This is a genomic window from bacterium, assembly GCA_030685015.1.
Lineage (GTDB): Bacteria > CAIWAD01 > CAIWAD01 > CAIWAD01 > CAIWAD01 > CAIWAD01.
The window spans coordinates 1-17,925 of sequence record JAUXWS010000088.1 but is presented as its reverse complement, the minus strand read 5'-3'; the positions used below and the strand labels follow the sequence as shown (position 1 = coordinate 17,925).

At 70.0% G+C, this 17,925-nt stretch carries 19 protein-coding genes and 1 riboswitch; all 19 genes read right to left on the bottom strand.

Features of this window, described 5'->3' with window-relative positions:
* Nucleotides 1-81: 81 nt before the first annotated feature.
* Nucleotides 82-286, bottom strand: a riboswitch (cobalamin riboswitch).
* A gap of 32 nt (nt 287-318) precedes the next feature.
* The 19 genes from fliR to flgC all read right to left on the bottom strand — a co-directional run bounded on the left by fliR (nt 319) and on the right by flgC (nt 17,898).
* Nucleotides 319-1,092 (bottom strand): flagellar biosynthetic protein FliR, encoded by a 774-nt coding sequence (gene fliR, locus Q8O14_13080; protein MDP2361662.1) that lies wholly within the window; start codon nt 1,090-1,092, stop codon nt 319-321.
* Between the two features lie 21 nt (nt 1,093-1,113).
* Entirely contained in the window at nt 1,114-1,377 is a 264-nt protein-coding gene (gene fliQ / locus Q8O14_13075) for a flagellar biosynthesis protein FliQ (protein ID MDP2361661.1), read from the bottom strand.
* A gap of 240 nt (nt 1,378-1,617) precedes the next feature.
* The gene (fliP, locus tag Q8O14_13070; protein ID MDP2361660.1) at nt 1,618-2,424 is read right to left on the bottom strand and encodes a flagellar type III secretion system pore protein FliP; all 807 of its coding nucleotides are present in this window, start codon (nt 2,422-2,424) and stop codon (nt 1,618-1,620) included.
* Entirely contained in the window at nt 2,414-2,833 is a 420-nt protein-coding gene (locus tag Q8O14_13065) for a flagellar biosynthetic protein FliO (GenBank protein MDP2361659.1), read from the bottom strand. The genes fliP and Q8O14_13065 overlap by 11 nt, the downstream gene beginning before the upstream one ends.
* Nucleotides 2,830-3,873: a flagellar motor switch protein FliN gene (fliN, locus tag Q8O14_13060; protein MDP2361658.1), complete on the bottom strand. Its 1,044-nt coding sequence runs from the start codon at nt 3,871-3,873 to the stop codon at nt 2,830-2,832. The genes Q8O14_13065 and fliN overlap by 4 nt, the downstream gene beginning before the upstream one ends.
* 48 nt (nt 3,874-3,921) lie before the next feature.
* Entirely contained in the window at nt 3,922-4,914 is a 993-nt protein-coding gene (gene fliM / locus Q8O14_13055; protein MDP2361657.1) for a flagellar motor switch protein FliM, read from the bottom strand.
* Nucleotides 4,915-5,121: 207 nt separating this feature from the next.
* Nucleotides 5,122-5,805 (bottom strand): flagellar motor protein MotB, encoded by a 684-nt coding sequence (locus tag Q8O14_13050; GenBank protein ID MDP2361656.1) that lies wholly within the window; start codon nt 5,803-5,805, stop codon nt 5,122-5,124.
* Nucleotides 5,806-5,807: 2 nt separating this feature from the next.
* Entirely contained in the window at nt 5,808-6,575 is a 768-nt protein-coding gene (locus Q8O14_13045) for a motility protein A (GenBank protein MDP2361655.1), read from the bottom strand.
* 85 nt (nt 6,576-6,660) lie between these two features.
* Entirely contained in the window at nt 6,661-8,574 is a 1,914-nt protein-coding gene (locus Q8O14_13040) for a flagellar hook-basal body complex protein (GenBank protein MDP2361654.1), read from the bottom strand.
* Nucleotides 8,575-8,596: 22 nt separating this feature from the next.
* Nucleotides 8,597-9,322 carry a flagellar hook assembly protein FlgD gene (locus Q8O14_13035; GenBank protein ID MDP2361653.1) on the bottom strand — a complete coding sequence of 242 codons (726 nt, stop codon included), beginning with the start codon at nt 9,320-9,322 and terminating at the stop codon, nt 8,597-8,599.
* A complete protein-coding gene (locus Q8O14_13030; protein ID MDP2361652.1) occupies nt 9,319-10,179 on the bottom strand; it encodes a flagellar hook-length control protein FliK in 861 nt (286 codons plus the stop codon). The genes Q8O14_13035 and Q8O14_13030 overlap by 4 nt, the downstream gene beginning before the upstream one ends.
* A gap of 860 nt (nt 10,180-11,039) precedes the next feature.
* Nucleotides 11,040-11,687 (bottom strand): hypothetical protein, encoded by a 648-nt coding sequence (locus tag Q8O14_13025; protein MDP2361651.1) that lies wholly within the window; start codon nt 11,685-11,687, stop codon nt 11,040-11,042.
* On the bottom strand, nt 11,684-12,148 hold the full coding sequence (fliJ, locus tag Q8O14_13020) for a flagellar export protein FliJ (protein MDP2361650.1): 465 nt from the start codon (nt 12,146-12,148) through the stop codon (nt 11,684-11,686). Before fliJ ends, Q8O14_13025 begins: the two co-directional genes overlap by 4 nt.
* Nucleotides 12,149-12,161: 13 nt before the next feature.
* Entirely contained in the window at nt 12,162-13,463 is a 1,302-nt protein-coding gene (locus Q8O14_13015; GenBank protein MDP2361649.1) for a FliI/YscN family ATPase, read from the bottom strand.
* Nucleotides 13,460-14,197, bottom strand: coding sequence for a FliH/SctL family protein (locus Q8O14_13010; protein MDP2361648.1), 738 nt, complete (start codon nt 14,195-14,197; stop codon nt 13,460-13,462). Before Q8O14_13010 ends, Q8O14_13015 begins: the two co-directional genes overlap by 4 nt.
* Before the next feature lie 208 nt (nt 14,198-14,405).
* Nucleotides 14,406-15,422 (bottom strand): flagellar motor switch protein FliG, encoded by a 1,017-nt coding sequence (gene fliG / locus Q8O14_13005; GenBank protein MDP2361647.1) that lies wholly within the window; start codon nt 15,420-15,422, stop codon nt 14,406-14,408.
* Nucleotides 15,422-16,996 (bottom strand): flagellar basal-body MS-ring/collar protein FliF, encoded by a 1,575-nt coding sequence (gene fliF / locus Q8O14_13000; protein MDP2361646.1) that lies wholly within the window; start codon nt 16,994-16,996, stop codon nt 15,422-15,424. The genes fliG and fliF overlap by 1 nt, the downstream gene beginning before the upstream one ends.
* A 13-nt stretch (nt 16,997-17,009) precedes the next feature.
* Nucleotides 17,010-17,393 carry a flagellar hook-basal body complex protein FliE gene (gene fliE, locus Q8O14_12995; protein MDP2361645.1) on the bottom strand — a complete coding sequence of 128 codons (384 nt, stop codon included), beginning with the start codon at nt 17,391-17,393 and terminating at the stop codon, nt 17,010-17,012.
* A 4-nt stretch (nt 17,394-17,397) separates the two neighbouring features.
* Nucleotides 17,398-17,898, bottom strand: coding sequence for a flagellar basal body rod protein FlgC (gene flgC, locus Q8O14_12990; protein ID MDP2361644.1), 501 nt, complete (start codon nt 17,896-17,898; stop codon nt 17,398-17,400).
* Nucleotides 17,899-17,925 lie beyond the last annotated feature (27 nt).

Below are 17,925 nucleotides of genomic sequence, written 5' to 3'. Positions count from 1 at the left end.
GCGCGGGAAGTCCGGGCTCCGTTTTTGCCTGGACGAGACCCGTCCCTGTCCGCGGGGACGGCCTCCTGAATGGCGGCCCGGTTCAGAACCGGTCCGGTGGGCAGGTCTCCTGGCTTCCGGGTCTTCCTCGGCCGCGCCTTCCCGCCCTTTGGGGGCAGTGGCTCTCTGCGGTTTCGTCGCCGGTTACAGTGGCGGGCCCGCGACGGACTTGCACCGTCTTCCCTCTTCGTTCCGCCTCCGCGGAGGTCGTGCCGCCCGGCGGAACACCCACGGGCCAAGGGTAGCAATCGCCGGGCTGGGTGGAAAGGAAGGACCCGCTCAGGGCGCGGCGAGACGGGCCAGCACACCGGCCAGCGCCCCCACCTCCTGGCGGAACAGGACGAGGACGGAGGGCAGGGTGATGCCCAGGAGGGCGAAGCCCAGGCCGATCTTGAGGGGGAAGCCGACGATGAAGATGTTCATCTGCGGCACCGTGCGGGCGATGAGGCCCAGCCCCACCTCGCTCAGCAGCAGGGCGGCCATGGCCGGCGCCCCCAGGCGCAGGCCCAGCTCGAAGAGGTGGCCCACCAGGCGGAGACCCTCGCCCAGGAGGTCGGGCGAGAGGCTGAGGGCCCCCGGCGGCAGTGTCCGCAGGCTGTCGGCCATCGCCGTCAGCACCACGTGGTGTCCGTTGAAGACGAGGAAGAGAAGCAGGGCGACATTGCGCAGCATGCCGGCCATGATGTTCTCCTGGCCGCCGGACTCGGGATCGATCACCGACGCGATGCCGAAGCCCATCTGCAGGCCCAGCAGCTCGCCCGCCATCTGCATGGCCAGGATGGGCACCTGGGCGGCGAAGCCGAGCAGGACGCCCAGCAGGACCTCGTGGGCGGCCAGGCCCAGCCAGCTCCAAAGGCCGCGCCCCCCCAGCGGCCAGTCCGCCACCGGCAGCGCGGGCAGCAGGAGGAGCGTGATGAGCAGGGCGAGCAGGAGCTTGGCCCGCGCCGGCATGCCGCGGCCGCCCAGGACGGGCATGAGGGCGATCACCCCCGCCACGCGGAAGACGACCAGCAGGAAGAGTTCGACCCAGGCGATGGGCCAGCTGAAGAACATGGCGCCCCCCGCCTCCCGGCGCTAGAGCTTGGTGCTCAGATCGAAGACCTCCCGCGTGAAGCTGAGCAGCTCCTGCATCATCCAGGGGAGGGCCACGACCAGGACCAGGGCCACGGCCAGGATCTTGGGAATGAAGGTGAGGGTCATCTCGTGGATCTGGGTCACGCTCTGCAGGATGCCCACCGCCAGGCCGACGAGCAGGCCGGTGACGAGGATGGGCAGCGAGAGCTGGAGGGTCATCCACAGCGTCTGCTGGATGAGATGTAGGACCTGTTGCTCACTCATGATCGATCCTCCAACAGGAGTTGGTCACCCTCGACATCGGGATCGCTATCGGGATCGGGATCGGGATCGATTCCCCTTTGCCCGTCGGCGTCTGGAATGGATTCACCCTCTTGCTCGAGTGGCTGAGAAAGGATGACGGCTTCGATCCCGATACCGATAGCGATAGCGATAGCGATAGCGATAGCGATACCGATACCGATAGCGATACCGATGTCGATGGTGAGGCCTCGCGTTGCTCCCTCACCGGAAGCCCTCCACCAGCGAGCGCACCAGCAGATTCAAGCCGTCCACCAGCACGAAGAGCAGGATCTTGAAGGGCAGGCTGATCATGATGGGGGGCAGCATGAGCATGCCCATGCTCATGAGCACGCTGGCCACCACCAGATCGATGACGAGAAAGGGCAGATAGATGAGGAAGCCGATCTGGAATCCCATGCGCAGCTCGCTGATGAGGAAGCCCGGCATCACCACCGTGATGGGCAGGTCCTCCGCCTTGCCGGGGCGCTCCAGCTTGGCCAGGCGCACGAAGAGGGCCAGGTCCTCGGTGCGGGCCTGCCGCAGCATGAAGGCCTTGAAGGGGACCTGGGCCTTGGCGATGGCTTCCTGCTGCGTGATCTGCTGGCTCAGGTAGGGCTGGAGGGCCTCGCGGTTCATCTGGTCGAAGGCCGGACGCATGATGAAGAAGGTGAGGAAGAGCGTGAGGCCGATCAGCACCTGGTTGGGCGGCAGTTGCTGGGTGCCCAGGGCCTGCCGGACGAAGTGCAGCACGACCAGGATGCGCGTGAAGGAGGTGGCCAGGATGAGGAGGGCCGGCGCCAGGGCCAGCAGGGTCATGAGGAAGAGGATTTCGATGGCCACCACGAAATCGGGCCGGGCGGGGAGGGCGCCCCCCATCGTCAGGGTGAAGGCAGGGGCTGTCTGTCCAGGTGCCGGGGCGGGCGTCTGGGCCAGGACGGGCAGGGCCAGCAGCAGACAGGCGAACAGCGGCAGGAGGCGGAGCGGCCAGGGGCCGGTCCACCGGCGCCGCACGCACCGCTCAGCGTCCATCCAGCCCTCCCTCTCCGGGTCCGGGTGGGTTGGCGCCCGCCGCCCGCTGCCTGGCCTCGAAGAAGCGTAGCTGGAAGGGATGGGGACCGCGGCCGGCCCGGGCGATCAGGTCCTGCGCCTCGGAGCCGCTGAAGCGGCCCAGGGTGCGCACCCCGCCCTCCCCCAGCCCCAGCAGCCAGACATGGCCCGAGACGCGCAGGAGGACGGCTTGGCGGCGCGTGCCCAGGCTGATGGCGGAGAGGATCTCGAGGGGGCGGTCGTCCGCCGGCGAGCCCGGCCGTCGGCGCAGGCGGCGCAGCAGCCAGAGGCCCCCGCCCAGCAGCGCCAGAGTCAAGAGCAGGCGCAGGAGCAGGGAGGCCAGGGAGGGCGCCTGCGCGCCGAAGTGGGCCAGGCTGTCGGCCGGCATCATGCCTCTCCGGCCTGCTGCAGGCGCTGATCCAGGAGCACCAGATCCGTGATGCGCACGCCGAAGTTCTCGTCGATGACCACCACTTCGCCCTGGGCGAAGCGCTTGCCGTTGACGAAGAGATCCACCGGCTCGCCCACCAGCTTGTTCAACTCGATCACGCTGCCCGGCGACAGCTCGACAATGTCCTTGATCAGCATGCGCGTGCGACCCAGCTCGATCACCACCGGCAGGCGCAGATCCAACACGCGGCCCAGACCCGTGTCGCCCAGCTTGGTCTCCATGCCGCTGCGCGGAGCGACCGGCGGAGGGCCGAAATCGGTGAACTGGGCCTGGCGCACCTCGCGGACCGGGGCCGCCGGGGCGACTCCGCCAGGCGCGGCCTGTCCGCCCATGGCGGGAGCGGCGGCGGACGGGGCGTCTTCCGCTGGACGCCTCACGCCGAAATCGGCGTCATCGTCCTCGATGTTGGGGGGTTCGGCCCCCAACATGCCGGCCAGCGCCACGGCCAGGTCGGGCGAGAGCAGCTTGCCCAGCCGCACCGGCTCCTGGCCGTCGATCGTCACCCGGAAAGTGGCGAGCACCCAGCCGGGGTAGCGGGCGGACCACTCCTCCGGCTTGAGCAGATGGGCGGGCTTCACCTCGTTGCGCAGATTGACGCCCACCCGTCCGGACAGCTCGGTCAATTCATTGCCCATGAGCTGGTTGACGCCCTCGACGATGCCGTCGAGGTGCTCCTCCGCCATGAACTCCACCTCGCCGTCGCCCATGATCATGTAGTCGACCACCCGCGCCGTGAAGGGCTTTTCCAGCAGGAAGACGACCTGGCCGGGCAGCCCCTTGACGAAGGGGGCTTCGACGCAGACCAGCTCCTCCTCCCCCAGGGCGGCCAGGACGGCGGCGTCGGCGATGCTCAGCTCCTGCAGATCCAGGCGCGTTTCCAGATTGATGACGGTGCGGAAGATCTCGCCCGAGCGCGCCGCGAAGCCCACTTCATTGGCGCGCAGCAGCTCCAGCTGGGCGAGGTCGGGGGAATCTGCCATGGGTCCTTTGCTCCTGCCTGGGCGCGGCGGCCGGTGGCCGCCCGCTTCCTACAACTCGTTGTAGATGGGGTCTTCCAGCGGATCGACGGCGCGTGTGATGCGGAAACCGCGGCGCTGTCCCAGGCGGCCCGGCCGCCCCAGGAACTTCACCTTGCCCCCCACCTCCAGCTCCACCTCCTCATGCTCGCGGACGGGCAGGGTGAGGACGTCCCCCACCTTGATGTTGAGGAAGTCCTCGAGACTGAGTTCGGTGCGCGACAGATTGGCCTTCAGCTCGATCTCCCCGCAGAGCACCTTGTGGGCGATGGTGCGTTGCACCTCGCGGTCCCCGCGTCGTTCCAGGGAGAGGCGCCGCCCCTGGGTGAGATAGGGCATGGCCGGCTCGAGGACGAAATAGGGGATGCAGATGTTCATGGAGAAGGTGTAGGCCTTCACCCGGATCTCGAAGAAGACGACGCAGACCGTCTCGCTGGCGGGGGCGATCTGGACGAACTGCGGATTGCTCTCATAGCTCTCGCGCACGAACTCCATGGGAAAGATCATGGACCACGCCTCGTTGAGGGTGGCCACCAGCTGGTTGACGAAGCGCGCGATGACGTTCTGCTCGATGATGGTGATCTCGCGCGGCTCGCTCAGGGCGTCCCCGGTGCCGCCCAGGAGGCGGTCCACCATGTAGAGGACGAACTGGGGGGACAGCTCGGCGATGACGGAGCCGCCGCCCCTCTCCGTGGTGAGCACGAAGAGGCTGGACAGCTCGGGCAGGCTCATGGTGTATTCGGCGTAGGTCACCTGGTCCATGGAGAGCAGGTTGACCTCCACCATCTGGCGCATGGTGCTGGACAGGTGGGTGCCCATCGCCCGCGCCAGCCCCTCGTGGATGGTGCGCATGGAGCGCATCATGTCCTTGCTGATGCGCTCCGGGTGCTTGAAGTCATAGGGCTGGACCTCGCGCAGGTCTTCGCCGCCGCTGTCGGGCAACCGCTGGTTCTTGTAGGAGTCCAGCAGCTGGTTGATCTCGTCCTGGGAGAGGATCTTGTTCATGGCCCCCTGTCCTGCTTCCCGTGGGTGAAGGCACCCGCCGACATGCGTCAGGCAAAGGCCATGCCCAAACGATGGAAGTTCCGAAGCGGGGGAAAAGCCGCTGCCCTCAAGGGGAAGGACGGCGCAGAAGGGAGACGGGGCGGCCCGGGCGGTGGGCAGATGCTGCCGTGGGAGGAGGCTTCCTGGCAGAAGCTGCCGCCGGGGGGATCAGCGCTGGCGCAGGACGTAGATCTCCACCCGCCGGTTCTTGGCTTTGTTTGCCGGCGAGTCGTTGGGCACGAAGGGTCGGAACTCGCCGAATCCATGGGCGGCCAGCTTGCGCGGCGGGACCAGGCCCAGCCCCTCCAGGAAGCGCAACATGGCCACGGCCCGGGCCGTGGACAGCTCCCAGTTGCTGGGATAGCGTTCGGTGCGGATGGGCGTGTCGTCGGTGTGGCCTTCCACCTGCAGCTCGGCCACGGGCAGGGTGCGGATGACGTCGGCGACGGCTGTCAGCACATCCCGGTAGCGCGTGTTGAGCACGGCGGAGCCGGGCGGGAACAGCACCTCGTCCTGGAGGACGAAGCGCACGCCCTGCGTGTCCCAGTAGACGCGCACCTGCTCGCTCAGGCTCTGGCGGGCCAGCTCCTCTCCCAGGTCGGACACGGCCCGGTCGAACTCGGCCGAGAGCTGGGCCGGCGCCTCGATCAGGATCTGGCCGGTGGAGGGCCGGAAGATGCCGTCACCTCCCTGCTTGAGCGAACCCATCGCCTTGTGGAACTGGGTCACCTCCAGGGTGGAGAAGCTCACCAGCAGGATGAAGAAGACGAGGAGCAGGCTCATCAGGTCGCCATAGGTGGTCATCCACCCCGGCGAAGTGGGCACCTTGGGCGGGATGGGGCGCCGGGCCATGCTCAGTCGTCCTGCACGAGCAGGCGGTGGTGGGGGGGCAGGAAGGTGCGCAGCTTTTCGCGCACCATGCGCGGGTTGTCCCCGTTCTGGATGGAGAGGATCCCCTCCATGATGAGGGCCTTCCGTCCCAACTCCTCCCGCGAGCGAAGGGTCAGCTTGCCGGCGATGGGCAAGGCGATCAGGTTGGCGATGATGGCGCCGTAGAAGGTGGTGACCAGGGCGGTGGCCATGCCCAGGCCGATCTTGGAGGGGTCATCCAGGGACTGCAGCATCTGGATGAGGCCGATCAGGGTTCCGATCATGCCGAAGGCGGGGGCGTAGGTGCCCACCTGGCTCCAGAGGTGGGCCGCCACCTGGTGCCGCTCCTCCAGGGTGCGGATCTCGATCTCGAGAATGGCTTTGATCATGTCGGGGTCCGTGCCGTCCACGGCCAGGCGGAGGCCGTTGGCCAGGAACTCGTCGTTCATCTCCTGCAGGGTCTGCTCGATGGCCAGGATGCCCTCGCGCCGGACCCGCTCGGAAATCTCCACCATGAACTGGATGGTCTCCGACAGACCCTGCTCGCGGTGGAACATGAACTTGAGGAAGCTGGCGTTCATGCGCCGCAGGCCGGAGAGGGGGAAGTTCATGAGCAGGGCGCCGGCCGTGCCGCCGGCCACGATGAAGATGGAGGCCAGATCGAGGAAAAAGAAGCCGCCGGGGCGCGAGGCGATGGCCCAGGCGACCAGCCCCCAGCCCACGACCAGTCCGATGATGGACGAGAAATCCATGCCGCCCCTTGCTTCCCGCCGGTCGGCGCGCTGCCGCGGCCGACCGCTTCCCGCGTCTTATCGGCGCTTACGCGGCACGTCTGCATCAACGCTTGAGCTGGATCACCTCGCCCAGGATGGTGTCGCTGGTGCTGATCACGCGCGCCGCCGCCTGGAAACCCCGCTGGGCCAGGATCATCTCGGTCAGTTCCTTGCTCAGGTCGGTGTTGGACATCTCCAGATAGCCGCTCTTGACCACGCTTTCCAGTTGGGTGCCGGGTTGGCCCAGACGGGCCAGTCCACTGGAGCCCGTCGAGCTGAAATTGGCCCCGCCCGCCGCCTTGAGCCCCTGCGGGTTGGTGAACTCCGCCACCAGGACCTGGGCCAGGGTGCGGGCGTCGCCGTTGCTGTAGGTGCCCTGGATGCGCCCGTCGTCCAGGAAGTCCACCGTGCTGAGGGTGCCCATGGGCCGGCCGTTCTGGCCGGTGGCAAGCAGGGTGGTGCTTCCCGCCATCTGGGTCAGGCCGTCCAGGCCGCCCACCGAGCCGGCGTCGAAGGTCAGCTGGACGACGGCGCCGTTGCCGGGATCGAAGCTGAGGGCGTTGGCTCCATTGTCATAGGTGAAGGAGGCCAGGCTGCCATCGCTCTCGGTGAAGCGGACCATGCCGCGGTTGCCCGACATGGTGTTGGCGGGGGGAGGCAGGGTCGCCTCCCAGTGCCAGGAGTTGGGATCCACGCCGCGGGTGAAGCTGAGGCCCATGGTGTGGGGCGCGCCCAGGCTGTCGTAGACGATGATGCTGGTCTCGTGGACCGTGTCCTCCGTGTCCACTCTGAAGGCACCGGCACTGAGGCCGTTGGCGGCCAGCACGCTCACGCCGCCACCGCCCAGGTCCAGCACCTCCGTCACGCGGCCGTTGGTGGGGTCCACCTCGCCCAGCGCCAGGGCGACGGGGGCCAGCACCTGGCCACGGCTGGTGGTGAAGGCGCCGCTGGCGGCCAGCGTGGAACTGGTGCCGTTGGTGGCGTTGACGGTGGCGGCACCGAAGAGGCGGGCCAGGGCGTTGGAACCGGATTCCGTCAGGTTGACGCGGTAGGTGGCGCCGGAGCCGAAGTGGGTGCGCGCCACGACCAGCTCGCCGCTGTCCAGGGTGATGTCCACGCCCGCCACTTGCGACTCGATGAGGGCCATGAACTCGCTGAGGGTGGTCTCGGCGTCGAAACCGGTGATGGCCACCGGCGCGCCGTTGTCCACGCTGACGTTGACCGTGCCGAACTGGGTGACGCCCAGGCTGCCCAGGGTCATGGCCGAGGTGAGGGCGCCGGGGAAGGCGGCGTTGCTGCCGCGGAGCCTGCTCTGGGTGGCGGCGGCGCCGGTCACCGTCACGTTCCAGGTGCCGCCCAGCCCGTTGGCGGCGTTGCCGGAGACGCCGGTGACGCCGGCGCTGTTGGCCAGGCTGGCCAGGGTGGCGCGCGAAGTGGTCATGCCGGAGCCCAGGTTGTGACGCAGGGCGACCTCGGTGGTGGCCTGGGCGGCCGAGACCTGGTCCAGGGGCAGGACGATGGCCCCCAGCTCGGTGATGGCGGGCAGGTTGCCGCCCGCATCGGCATTGAGGCCGAGCACGGCCTGCCCGTCCGCTGTGACGAGGGCCCCCAGTTGGTTGACCTGGAAGGCGCCGTTGCGCGTGTAGTAGGTGCCGGAGCCGTCCTGCACGACAAAGAAGCCGTCGCCGTAAATGGCCAAGTCGGTGGTCGTCCCCGTCAGCTCGAGGTTGCCCTGCTCGAAGATGCGGTCGATGGAGGCGACGCGGACCCCCAGCCCGACCTGCATGGGGACGCGGCCACTGGCCGTGCCGGTGGGTTCCGAGGCGTTGCGCAGGGTCTGGGAGAAGGCGTCCTGGAAATTGACGCGGCTGCGCTTGAAGCCCACGGTGCTGGCGTTGGCAATGTTGTTGCCCACCACGTCCAGCTTCTGTTGATGGCCCAGCAGGCCGGAAATGCCCGTGTAGAGGGAGCGGTTCATCCTGTGGTCTCCTTGCTCGCGTTCACCAGTTGATTTGGATGTCCAGGGCGCGGGCGGCCGATCCGCCCCCGTCGTCGGAGGCCGCCTCGCGGCTGACCTCGCTCACCTGCGCCAGGCTGAACTCCAGCCCGTCGCCCACCAGCCAGGGAATGCCCTCGCGGAAGCGGACGGTGTCGATCCGTCCCTGCCAAAGGGCGCGCACCGCCATGGAGGCCCCGGCCGCGTCCCGGGCCACATAAGCCACCGTGTAGGTGCCTTCGGGCAGGCGCTGCCCGCCGGCGCCCCGGCCATCCCAGGAGTAGTGGCCGTCGGCGGAGGGCTCGATCGTGAATTCGTGGACCTTGACGCCCAGCTCGTTGGTGATGGCCACCGTGAGGCTGGCGGGGGTGCGCTCGGCCTCCCAGCGCAGGTCGGCGCCGCTGGCGTCCAGGGCCAGGCGGTTGTCCACCACCGTGACGCGGTGGCCGATCAGCTCGGCCGCCATGCCGCCCTGCAGGGCGCCGGCCAGGGCTGCGTCGGCGGCCAGGCCCAGCTGCAGGGTCTGCTGGATGTTGGTCATCTGCTCGAGGCTGCTGAACTGGGCCAACTGGGCAGCGAACTGCTGGTTGTCCATGGGGTTGAGCGGATCCTGATTGGCCAGCTGGGTGACCAGCAGGTTGAGGAAGTCCTGTCGACCCAGTTCCGCCGCCGAAGAGGCCACCTGGCTTCCTTGCAGGCTGCTGCCACCCACGCCCGAGATGCTGTTCATGGCCGTGCTCCCTTCCCTCCGCTTACGTGGAGAAGTCGTTCCAGGCGGTTGGCAAAATGTTCCGCCCCACCCGCCGACCTTGCCGATTCCTCCCGCTCCTCCCGCCTGGCCCGCTCCCGCTGATCCGGGTCGTCGCCCTCATGCCAGGCGCCTGCCCCACTCTCCCGTCCAGCTTCACCAGGCGTGTGCCGCGCGGGGCCGGCCTCGGTCGTCAGGCGCAGCTCGTCCAGGCGAAGGCCCGCCCCGGCCAGGCTGTCGCGCAAATCCTGCGCCTGTCTGTGCAATTCACGGGCCGTGCTCTCCAGACTGCTGTGGATCTCCAGCCGCCAGCCGGCGCCATCCCGTTCCAGCCGCAGGGTCAGCCGGCCCAGGCGGGCCGGCTCCAGGACCAGTTCCGCCCTGCCCCCTTCGGTCAGCGCCAAGCGCTCCAGGCGGCCGTGCAGTTGCTCCAGAAGCAGTTTGGGATCAAGCGGGGCCGGGGGGAGGCCGGCCGCGGCGGGCCGGGCCGCCTCGGCGCGGGCCAGCCAGAGAAGCCCAGCAGAAAGCTGGATGATGGGCAAGCCGTCCGCGCTTTCCGCGCACGGGAGGGAGGCCGCAGCTTGGGCCGGGCCCGCCGGGCTGGATCCGTCCACGGCCTTCGTCTCTACCGTGGCCCGGCCCGTGGCGCGGCGGCCCAAGCTCCCGCCGGCCAGGGCGGCGCGCCACTCGGCCAGCAGGCGCACGGCCGCGGGCCGCTCGGTTTTTCCTTCGGCGTCCTCTCCCGACGTGCCCCTTCCCGGCATGCCAGTTCCTGGCACCTGCTCCCCCGCGGGCCGGGTGGGCCGCTGGGCGCTCTGCTCGAAGCGCAGCAGGGCCACCGTGCGGGTGTCTTCCCCTGGATTGGCGGCGGGGGACGGCGCCGGCGGAGCCGCCTCGCCTCCAGACTCAATCGGGCGGTTCTGTGCCCGTAGCGGGATGGGCCTGGCTGGATTGCCGGCCGTTGGGGAGAGACGCGCAGCGGCGTTGGCGGGCAGGGTCCGCGCCATGGGCAGGGGCCGCCCACCCGCATTTGGCACGCCGCGGGCGGTCCGGGTGCCCTCCTCCCGTCCTGTCCCCTCCTCCCGACCCGCCCGGGGTGCGGGTGGGGGGCTCAGGACGGCGGCCGCGCCGGGTCCCATCGGCGCACCGGGCGTGGGCCGGGCGGCCGGCTCCGATCCTGCGGATTCGGCAGGTGGCGGCAGGGCGGTCGGCGATGGAAGGACCGCTTTCTGCCCCATCGGCAGGACAGGTGCCTGCCGGGCGACCGCCGACGAGGCGGCCGGCCTCCTGGCAGGACTCGATCTTCCGGCAGCCGCCGCCGGGTAGGCGGTGGAGTCCTCCCGGGCTGGCATGGGGGCAACGGGGAGGAGGACCTGGCTCGACTCGCTGCCTTGCGGCGTCGCCGGGCGTGCGTGCGCCCGCGCGGCCCCCGCCTGTCCACCCATGCCTGGACGCGGCCCGGCCGCCGGCGGGTCGGCGGCCAGCACCCCGGCAGAGATCGAGGTCCCGAGTGGCCACGGGCGGGAAGCGGCCCCCTCCCGGCCACTGGCCAGCGGGATGACCGGCTCCCGTTTCAGGGCAGCCGGCTCCGCCAGCGCGAGCGCCGGGAAGGCTTTCTCCCGCCTGCGGCGGGCGCCCCGCCCGGGCGCGACCCCTTCCAGGGCAAGGAGGGCGGGCGCCTGGATGGCGGGCGTCGCACTCACGGTTGCTTCTCCACGCGGCGGGCCTTCTCCTTGGCCTGCTCGCGGATGAGGGTGCTGATGCCGGCGGCGCGGTCCGGGGGCATGGCCGCCATGACCTTGGCCGCCGTGCGCTCCTCGATCATGAGCAGGATGGCCGCCACCGAGGCATTGTCCATGCGCAGCATGACGGGAGCCGCCTTGCGCGGCTGCATGCTCTCGAAGACGCGGGAAAGGCGCACCACCTCCTCGCTGGAGAGCAGGACATCGCGCTGGCGCAGGGTGTCAAGCTCGGCCTGCAGGCGCTCGAGCCGCGTCTGCAGACGCTGGGTGGTGTCCACAGCGCGCACCAGGGAATCCTCATGGACCTGCACCTGGGCCTGGAGATCCTGGATGCGGGTCCGCAGGCTGTCCTCCGGGCTCAGCAGGAGCGGGTCCGCCGTCCGCGCCGTGTCCACCTGGAGGCTGTCCACCACGGCATGGACAGGCGCCTCCCAGGCCGCCCGGCGACGCTGGGCAACCAGGACGGCCAAGCCCACGACCACGGCCGTCGAGACGAGGATGTACCCGCCCCACAGCAGCAAGCCCCGATTGCCCTTCTTCTGCGTCGGCTCGGGCGGGGTTTCCTCCACCTCGTCCTGTCTGCGTCTGGGTCTTTCCGCCATCATCCCTCTCCATGTTCCGGCGCTTCGCGGCGCAGGACCTCGAGCAATCCGATCTCATCCAGGCGGAGCCGCTCCCGCCGGTCCTCCTCCCGCCGCTGCCGCTCGACCAGGCGGTCCCGCCAGCGCTCCATCCCCTGGCGCTCCCGCGCCGCGGCCGACAACTCCTCGCGGGCGGCCGCCAGCCGGGGCTGCCATTCGGCGACCATCCGCTCGCCCAGCGCCACGCTGCGTTGCCGGTGGTCGATGTAGGCCTGCAGCACGCTCCAGCGCGCCGGGCCGATCCCCCCCGCCAGCTCGCTCGTCCACTGGACCCGGGCCTGGCCCAGCTGCGCCTCCGTCTCGGCCAGGGCCCGGCGCCGCTGCGCCTCCTCCCCCAGGCTGAGGGCCAGTTGGTGACGGGCCTGCTTCTCACGCCGCTCGCGCAGCCGCAGGAGACGTTGGAGCCGTTCCTGGCGCGTCCTCACGGGCGGATCCCGCTCATGCCGCCAACTCGATCAGGCGGCGCACCGTCTCGGCATGGCTGGAATGCTCGTCCTGGCGCTGTCCCAGCCACTCCCGGATGCGCGGCAGGCGGGCCAGGGCCTGGTCCACGTCCGCGTCCGACCCCTTGGCGTAGGCGCCCACCTGGATGAGGTCCTCCGCCTCCTGGTGCGCCGCCAGCCAACGCAGCAGCCGGCGCACCGCCTCCTCCTGGCCGGGCAGCACCAGTCCGGGCCGCACGCGGCTGATGCTGGCCAGCACGTCCACCGCCGGCCACTGGCCGCGCTCCGCCAGGCGGCGCGAGAGGACAAGATGCCCATCGAGGATGCTGCGCGCCGCGTCGGCCACCGGGTCGGTCAGGTCGTCGCCGTCCACGAGGACCGTGTAGAAGGCGGTGATGCTGCCCTGGCGGTCCCGCCCGGCCCGCTCGAGCAGGGAGGGCAGCAGGGCGAAGACCGAGGGTGTGTAGCCTTTGCCCGCCGGCGGCTCGCCGGCGGCCAGGCCGATCTCGCGCTGGGCGGTGGCGACGCGGGTGAGGCTGTCCACCAGCAGCAGCACATCCATGCCCCGGTCGCGGAAGCTCTCGGCGATGGCCGTGGCCAGCTGCACGCCCCGGCGCTTGAGCAGGGGCGCCTGGTCGCTGGTGACCACCACCACCACGCTGCGGGAGAGGCCCTCCTCGCCCAGGTCGCGCTCGAGGAACTCGCGCACTTCGCGGCCGCGCTCGCCGATGAGGCCGATCACGTTGATGCGGGCGTCCGAGGAGCGGGCGATCATGCCCAGCAGGACCGACTTGCCCACGCCGGCCCCGGCGAAGATGCCCAGCCGCTGGCCCCGGCCGCAGGTGAGCAGGCCGTCGATGCTGCGCACGCCCGTGGCGAAGACCTGGTCGATGCGCGGGCGGTCGAGGGCGGGCGGCGCCGCCCGGTGGAGCGGGGCGCGGCCGCTGGCGGCGAGCGGTCCCTTGCCGTCGATGGGCTCGCCCATGGCGTTGAGCACACGCCCGGCGAGGAGATCCCCCGTCGGGACGGCGGGCGCCGCCGGCCGCAGGCGGATGAGATGGCCGGGGCGGATGCCGGTGAGGGGACCCAGCGGCATGAGGAGGGTGCGGCCGCTGCGGAAGCCCACGATCTCCGCCTCGAGCCCGCCCCCCTCCTCGCCGATGGAGCAGGACTGGCCCAGGGCGCCGCGCGGACCCCGCCCCTCCACTACCAGGCCGGTCACCCGGTCCACCAGGCCGCGCCGCGGCCAGGGGGAGACGCGGGCGGCCTGTCGTCGCCAGTTCTCCAGGGCTCTCATCGTCCCGCCTCGTCCGCCTGACGCACCAGTTCCTCCTCCAGATGGTCCAGCATGGCGGCGGAGCCGGCCTCGAGCAGGCCGTCGTGCAGCTCCACGCGGCAGGCGCCGGGGGGCACCTCGGCCGCCTCCACCCATTCCAGCCGGCCGGCCAGCGAACGGATCAGCTCGGCCAGCCGGGGCAGCCTCTCTTCGAGATCGTCACCCAGGATGCGGCGCCGCTCGCCAGGGTGAAGATGAAGACGGACGGTCTGCTGGTCGAGGCAGTCCTCCAGCAGGTCGCGCACCCGGCGGGCGAGGGCCTCCTCGTCCAGGGGCAGGGCGCGCCGCAACACGGTCTCGGCCATCCAGCGGGCCAGGCGGACCAACTCGCGGTCGGCCTGGCGGTGGTAGTCCGCGGCGGCCCGCCGGAACTCCTCCTCCTGCATCGCCAGCAGGCGGAAGGCCTCGGCCAGCTCCTCCTCCACTTGGCGACGCCCGTCCAGCAGCCCGGCGGCATGCCCCTCGGCCCGTGCCTCCTCCAGGCGGCGACCCATGTCGGCCAGCAGCTCCTCCAACCGCCGCGCCTGTTGGAATCCCTCCTCCTTCAGGGCGCCGATCCGTCGGCGGAAGAGGGCCTGGGCCGTGCGCAGCCGCTTCTGCTCCTCGCGGCCGCTGCCGGCCTCCTCGCGTGTGCCGCTGTCCAGGAAGCGCCCGGAGCCCAGCCGGACCTGCTCCGCCTTCAGCACCGTGCTCATGGGCGAAGGTCCGCAGCCATGCTGGCCAAGGCCGGATCCCCGGCCTTCGCCTCCCGTCCCACGATGCCGGGTCCGGTCAAGGGCAGCCTCCTCACCGCGTCTTCCAGGATCCGGGGCGCTGTCCGCGGGGAGTGCTCAGGGAGCGACCTCCGCCCGTGGCCGGGTCTGTTTCGACCAGCGCCGCATGTGTCGAGCGGGTTCCCGCCCATCAGATCATCATGTCGCCTTCCTCGGCCCCCTTCATGATGTAGATCTGCCCTTCGTCCTCCAGCCGGCGGATGATGTCGATGATCTTCTGCTGCACCTCCTCCACCTCGCGCAGGCGGACGGGCGGCATGTACTCCAGCTCCTCGCGGATCATCTCGGCGGCCCGGCTGGAGATGTTGGCCAGCAGGCGCTCGGCCAGATCCGGCGTGCAGGCCTTGAGGGCCAGCGTGAGATCCTTGTTGTCCACTTCGCGCAGCACCTTCTGGATGCTGCGGTCGTCCATTTGGATGACATCCTCGAAGACGAACATGAGGTTCTTGATTTCGGCCGACAGCTCCGGCGCGTCGGCGGCGATGCCGGTCAGCACCGCCTTCTCCACGGACTGGCCCGTCAGGTTGAGGATGTCCGCCGCCGCCTTGACGCCGCCCAGTTTCGATCCCATCTGGCTGAAGTCGATGCGGCTCTCCAGCACCTGCTCCACGGCCGCGATGTTCTCGGGCGAGACCCGCTCCATGCGGGCGAAGCGCAGCATGGACTCCTTGGCCAGCTCGGCGGGCAGGTTGGCGATGATGTTGGCCGCCTGGCTGGGGGAGAGCTGGGTGAGGACGAGGGCGATGGTCTGGGGATGCTCCCGCTGCAGGAAGCTGAGCAGCTCGGTGGGATCCACGTTCTTGAGCACGTTGAAACCGCGGATCTGCAGGCTGGACTTGATGCGCTTGATGATGTCGATGGCGCGCACCTCGCCCAGGGCGGCCTGCAGCAGGCTCTGGGCGTAGCCCATGCCCCCTTCCTTGATGTAGTCGGCGGCCATGGCCATCTCGTAGAAGTCGTCCTCCGCCGCCTGGAGGATGGTCACCGGCAGGTTGCCCAGCTTGATGATCTCGCGGGCGAGTTCCTCAATCTCGGTGGGTTCCAGGAAGCGCACGATCTCGGAGGCCGCCTCCGGCCCGATGGCCACGAAGAAGGCCGCTGCCCGCTGCACGCCGCCCAGTTGGCGGAATCTCTCCGTTCCTTCCATCAGCTTGCCTCATAGAGCCAGGCCCGCACCAGGCGGGCGGCGTCGTCGGGATGCTCCTTGCAATAGTCCACCACCTTCTTGTGGACCCGCGCGATCTGGCGCTGCTCGGGGGTGCGGGCAGCCTCCAGCTCCATCACGAGCGGCACCTCCTCTTCGTAGCTCTCTTCAACGACCGGGCCGGTGCGGACCCCGGCCAGCATGAGGGCCCGCTTGTCGTCGAAGGCCTGGCCGATCCGCGAGTTGATGAGGGACAAGGTGGAGCGCAGGAGGAAGAGGAAGGCGATGATGCCACCCACGAAGAGGACCTTGCGCAGGATGTCCAGGGCCATGTCCCGGATCTTGCGGTTGCGCAGCGCGCCCAGGTCCTGCTCGCGCCCGGAGCTGTCGAAGGCGAGGTTCTCGGCCTGGATCTGGTCGCCGCGCTGGGCGTCGAAGCCCACGGCGGTGCGCACCAGCTGCTCCAGCTTTTGCATCTCCTCGGCGCTGCGGGGCACGTAGCTTAGCGGCGGGTCGCCCTTGCCGCCACCGCCCTCGGCGTAGGTGCCGTCCACCACGAGGGAGACGCTCAGGCGCTTGAGGGCGCCCTGCTGTCCCCGGATGTGCTCGAGGATCTCGTTCACCTCGTAGTTGGTGATGAGGCGCTCCTCCTGGGTGGTGGAGGTGTCGCTCCCGGTGCTGCTGCCCTCGTTGAGTTCCTGGCTGCGCACGATCTTCTTCTCCGGGTCGAAGATGCGGCTGGTGCGCTCCAGGTAGCTGAAATCCAGGTCCGCCGTCACCCGCACCACGCTGCGGCCCTCCCCCACCACGCGGTCGAGCATCTCCTGGGCCTGCTGCGTGTAGTAGGCGTTGACCTTGCGCGTCAGTTCGATCTGCTTGTTGGAGCGCCCCAGGCCGATGTCGTCGTCGGCCGGTTCCGTCAAGAGCTTGCCCCGGGAATCCACCACGGTGACGCGGGTGGGGTGCAGGCCCTCCACGGCGGAGCTGACCAGGGCGACCACCCCCGCCACCTCGCCCCTGGGCACGGCGTAGTGTTGATCCGTCACCACCGTGACGCTGGCCGTGACCGGCACCTGCTCGTCCTTGAAGAGCGAGGGCTTGGGTTGCACGATGTGGACGGTGGCGCCGTGGACCCAGGAGAGGGCGTCCAGGGTCTTGGCCAGCTCGCCCTCCAGGGCCCGCTTCTGCATGAGGTCCATCTCGCGGTCGCTCATGCCCAGGCGCTGCTCGTCCAGCAGCTCGTAGCCGGGGATGGCCGGGCGGGGCCCGCCCTCGGCGGCCAGCTTGACCCGCAGGCGGTAGAGTTCGGAGCGTGGCACCTCCACCGTGCCGCCCCCGCCGGTCAGCCGGTAGGCCGCCTTCTGCTCCTCGAGCTGGCTGACGACGCGGGCCGCCTCCACCTCGCTCAAGCCGCGGTAGAGGGGCGCCCAATCCGGCTGGGCGGCCCACCAGAAGGTCGCGCCCAGCAGGAGCAGGACAAGGACGCCGCCGCCGGCCAGGAGGAGCAGACTGCCCCGCCGGGGGGAGTTCCAGGTGTCGCGCAGCCTTTGCAGGAAAGGGGATAGCCAGTCGGGCATGGGGACCGTGCTCCTACACCTGCATGCGCATCAGCTCCTGGTAGCCTTCCAGCAGCTTGTTGCGCACCTCGACCATGAACTTGAAGGAGAGGGAGGCCTTCTCCATGGAGATCATCGCGTCGTGGACGTTCTCCACCTCGCCCGCCGCGAAATGGGCGGCCAGCTCGTCGGCTTGGACCTGTTGGACATTGATCGCCTCGATGGAGGCCTTCAGCGTGTCCACGAAGCTGGGCGCCGCCGTCCCCTCCCCGATGGCGCCGGGCGCCTCGAGCGGGGAGGCGCCGCGGGATGGGCGGATGCGGTCCGCCTGGCGGGCCGATTCCAGCATGGAGACGGAGACCGGGCGCTGCTCGGCGGCCAGTTGGGCCAGACGCTGGCTGGGCGTGATCACGGCCATGGGCTTATATCTCCAGGGCCTTGGCGGCCATGTCCTTGGCCGCCGTGATGGCGGTCAGGTTGGCCTCATAGGCGCGGCTGGCGGCGATGAGGTGGGTCATCTCCTCCACCACGTTGATGTCGGGGTAGGCCACATAGCCGTCCGCGTCGGCGTCGGGATGCTCGGGGTCGTACTCCATGCGCGGGCGGCGGTTCTGGATGAAGCGCTCCGCCTGCACCCCGGCGAGGCCGTCCCCCTCGCCGCCCGGGCGGCTGCCCCGCATGTGCTCGGGGTGGGTGGTCCACAAGCCGGAGGGACGCTGGCCGTCGGGGCTGAGGAAGTCGCGTTCCTCCTCCCCTTCCCGCAGGACGACGACGCGGGGCTGGAAGGGGCCGCCGTCCACGCCGCGCGTGGTGTTCAGGTTGGCCAGGTTCTCGCTGATGGCGTCCATGCGCCGACGCTGGGCGCTGAGACCGCTCCGGCTGATGTTGAGGTGATGGAAGGCGGCGGGTTCGGTCACCTTCATGGCTGCCTCCTGTCCTGTCCCGGCCTG